At 35.3% G+C, this 3,711-nt stretch carries 3 protein-coding genes and 1 riboswitch; of the genes, 1 reads left to right on the top strand and 2 read right to left on the bottom strand.

Going from position 1 to position 3,711, the window contains the following annotated elements:
• Positions 1-20 precede the first annotated feature (20 nt).
• The gene (gene pyrR / locus QJ521_RS09350) at positions 21-524 is read right to left on the bottom strand and encodes a bifunctional pyr operon transcriptional regulator/uracil phosphoribosyltransferase PyrR (RefSeq protein WP_282840221.1); all 504 of its coding nucleotides are present in this window, start codon (positions 522-524) and stop codon (positions 21-23) included.
• 207 nt (positions 525-731) lie between these two features.
• On the opposite strand from pyrR, the gene QJ521_RS09345 reads away from it, so the two are divergent.
• Complete coding sequence (locus QJ521_RS09345) at positions 732-2,027, top strand: uracil-xanthine permease family protein (RefSeq protein ID WP_282840220.1); 1,296 nt, start codon at positions 732-734, stop codon at positions 2,025-2,027.
• Positions 2,028-2,108: 81 nt separating this feature from the next.
• Here QJ521_RS09345 and QJ521_RS09340 read toward each other — a convergent pair whose 3' ends face one another.
• Positions 2,109-3,470, bottom strand: coding sequence for an NCS2 family permease (locus QJ521_RS09340; RefSeq protein WP_282840219.1), 1,362 nt, complete (start codon positions 3,468-3,470; stop codon positions 2,109-2,111).
• Positions 3,471-3,573: 103 nt separating this feature from the next.
• Positions 3,574-3,675: riboswitch (purine riboswitch) on the bottom strand.
• Between the last annotated feature and the right edge of the window lie 36 nt (positions 3,676-3,711).

Raw genomic sequence — 3,711 nt, 5'->3', positions numbered from 1 at the left:
CTAACTAGAGTTAGTTCATTTTATTTGATATCTTCTATATAAACAGTTTGATATTGCATATTGATTATAACACGTTCGTTTTTGCTTGTTGGAATGTTCTTTCCAATATAATCTGCCCTAATTGGAAGTTCACGATGGCCACGATCAATGACAATTGCTAATTGTATTTGTTTTGGTCTACCATGATCGTTAATTGCATCCATTGCAGCTCTGACACTTCTTCCTGTAAATAAAACATCATCAACTAAAATTACGTTTTTATCTTGCACTTCTATTTTTTGATTGACGGGTTGATCTTTTGATTTGATATCGTCACGATATGCTTGGATATCAACAGGATAGATATCAACGTCTATATCTGCGAATCTTTTTAAATTATCTTTTAAAATTTGAGCAATAGGATATCCTTTTTTCATAATGCCCACTAAAACAACATCATCAAGATTTTGATTTCTTTCAATGATTTCATGTGTCATTCTTTTAAGTGTTCTTGATAGTTGTTCGCTATTCATTATCTCTTTCATATAATCACCAACTCTATTATAACAATTTTTTTACATTACATGTTGATTTTTTAAAAAAGCGTGATATACTTTAAACAGTATGGTCCTTTAAGTTATGCCTGTGAGCGTAATAAGGTATCGAATTTCATTATACCTGACATTTAAAGGACGCCACTGGTGTCTTTTTTGTTGAAGGCCTTACAAAAAAAATTGATAAGGAGAAACAAAATGAATGAAAATGGTTTAGTTGTTGGCATTAATGAGAGACCAAAAAGTATTGGTAAATGGATTATCTTAAGCTTACAACATGTATTTGCAATGTTTGGGGCAACAGTATTGGTTCCGATTTTAACAGGATTACCAATATCAGTTGCATTAGTCGCTTCAGGAATTGGTACATTGACTTATATTACAGTCACAAAAGCTAAGGTCCCAGTTTACTTAGGTAGTTCGTTTGCATATATTATGGCAATCAGTTTAGCCAGTACACAGTCAGGTGTTGGTGCAGCATATTGGGGATTAGTTCTTGTAGGGCTTATTTACGCGGTTGTTGCGATCATTATTCACTTTGTTGGAAAAAACTGGTTGGATATATTGTTACCTCCAGTAGTTATTGGTCCAATGATTATGATTATCGGGTTAGGCTTAGCGCCTGTAGCGATAGGTCAAGCAGGCTTATCACCAAACAGTGCAGATGGATTCTTTGCATTCTTAGCAACTGATTGGAGAAATCCGCTCATCGCAATCTTTACATTCTTAGTAACCATTATCGTTAACTTATTCTTTAAAGGATTCATGAAAATTATTCCATTTATTATCGGTATTGTCTCTGGTTATATTCTATCAATGATCTTAGGCGTTGTCGATATAACAACAGTATTCAGTGGTAGTGCATTATCGGTTCCAGCATTTAATTTCATTTGGAGTTATTCTCCAAACTTCACAGCATTATTAATGTTCGCTCCAATCGCATTTGTAACGATTGCAGAACATATTGGAGACCATACGGTCCTTGGAGAGATTTGTGAAAAAGATTTCTTAAAAGATCCAGGACTTGATAAAACATTATTAGGTGATGGTATTGCGACTGCTTTATCAGCAATGATTGGTGGTCCAGCAAATACAACTTATGGTGAAAACACAGGTGTTGTAGCCATGACAAAGGTTGGTTCAGTTTATGTAACTGGCTTAGCTGCAGTATTCGCAATCATCTTAGGATTCATCTCACCAATAAATGAATTCATCGCAAGTATTCCTGCACCAGTTATGGGTGGTATTAGTATGGTATTGTTTGGTTTAATCGCAGTTAATGGTTTACGTGTTCTTGTGAAACATAAAGTCGATGTATCAAAGATGCGTAATCTAATTATCATAGCAACCATGATGGTCTTTGGATTAGGTCAAGCAGAAATTATTATTAATCCAGCGGTATCACTAAGCGGTATGGCATTTGCAGCAGTCGTAGGTATTATCTTAAATCAATTTATCAATTTGATGGAACGTGTATTAAAAATAGAACAGTAATTAGGCTTTGATAATTAAAGACAACAAAAAAACTCTAGAGTCAGATTGACTTTAGAGTTTTTATTATATTTTTAAACAGAATTACATTACAGTCATTAAAACTAAGTAAAGGATGAACAAAACACCTGCGCCATAAAGTAATGGACTAACATCTTTACCACGTTTGCTAGCGAGCATAACAAGGATATAAGTTAAGAATCCAAAGCCAATACCGTCAGAAATTGAATAAGTTAAGATCATAACAAGTATTGTAATAAAACTTGCAATTGCAATTGGCCATTTATCCCATTCAATTTTACCGATTGATGCAGCCATCATAGTACCTACGATAACCATAGCAGCTGCAGTAACGCCAGCAGTTACTAAACTTAATAGTGGTGCTAAGAAAATTGATAAAAGAAATAATAAACCAGTGAATACAGATGCTAAACCAGTTCTTGCACCTGCACCTACACCTGATAATGATTCAATATAAGAAGTTGTTGTTGAAGTACCTAATACTGCACCGATAACTGTTGCAGATGAGTCAACGACATTTGCTCTTTGAATATCTTCTTCTGTAACATCTTCCATTTGACCTGTAACAGCCATTAAAGTACCTGATGTGTCAAAGAAGTCAACAAATAAGAATGCAAAGATTGCGAACCAACCAGCTGGTGTTAAGATGATATCGAATGCGCCTCCAAAAGCTGCTCCAAATAATGGTGCAAGAGATGGTAAACCACCTTGGAAATCTGGAAGAACAGGCATGCCTACAACGCCTAGTAAGCCTACAATTAGACCAACGGTTGCAGTTCCAACTAACCCAAAGAATACAGCTGCTCTGATTTTAAGAGCAAGTAAAACGATTGTTAACACAATACCAAACAAAGCGAGTAAAGCAACTGGACTTGATAAATCACCTAATGATGTTGGTGTACCAGCTCCTTGAACGATGATACCAACATTGACAAGTCCGATGTAAGCAATGAAAAAGCCAATACCAGCACCAATCGCATATTTCAGAGATTGTGGTATAGATGCAACAACTTTTGCTCTAAGACCCGTAAGGCTGATGATTAGGTATAAGATACCTGAAACCAATACAGCACCTAATGCTTGTTCCCATGAATAACCCATACCAACAACGATTGTGAATGAGAAAAATGCATTCAAGCCCATTCCAGGTGCAACAGCAATTGGTAACTTAGCAAATAAGCCCATAGCTATTGTGCCTATACCTGCTGCCAATGCAGTAGCTAGGAATACAGCTTGAAGATCTAAACCCGCAACCAATTGAAGTGAAGATCCATCTTCCAAAGTAATGAGTCCACCCATAATCGCCGGATTAGCAAACAAAATGTAAGCCATGGTTAAAAATGTTGTTAATCCCCCTAATAGCTCAATTTTTATTGAGCTGTTTCGTTCTTCGATTTTGAAGAACTTTTTAATCTTTTCGATCATCGTATTTCTCCTTTTTTTTGTTTTGTATTCACATGTATTTTTTTTCAAAAAATAAAAAACCACGCTAATAAGTTGTGGTTTCTACATATGAAAACATAATTAAAAAAAGCTGTTTTCATATCGTAGTCGTGAATTTTACGGGCTCACGGTAGAAACTTGACCTCCACATCAGGTCGATTATACGATACATTGAATACTCCATCATTATAACAAAATAAAAGGATGAATGTAAAGAACTTTT

Origin of the sequence: Peloplasma aerotolerans, assembly GCF_030012175.1 — a bacterium.
GTDB lineage: Bacteria > Bacillota_I > Bacilli_A > Acholeplasmatales > Acholeplasmataceae > Peloplasma > Peloplasma aerotolerans.
Note: the sequence above shows the minus strand (reverse complement) of the source record. Positions and strands in the feature narration are given on the sequence as shown.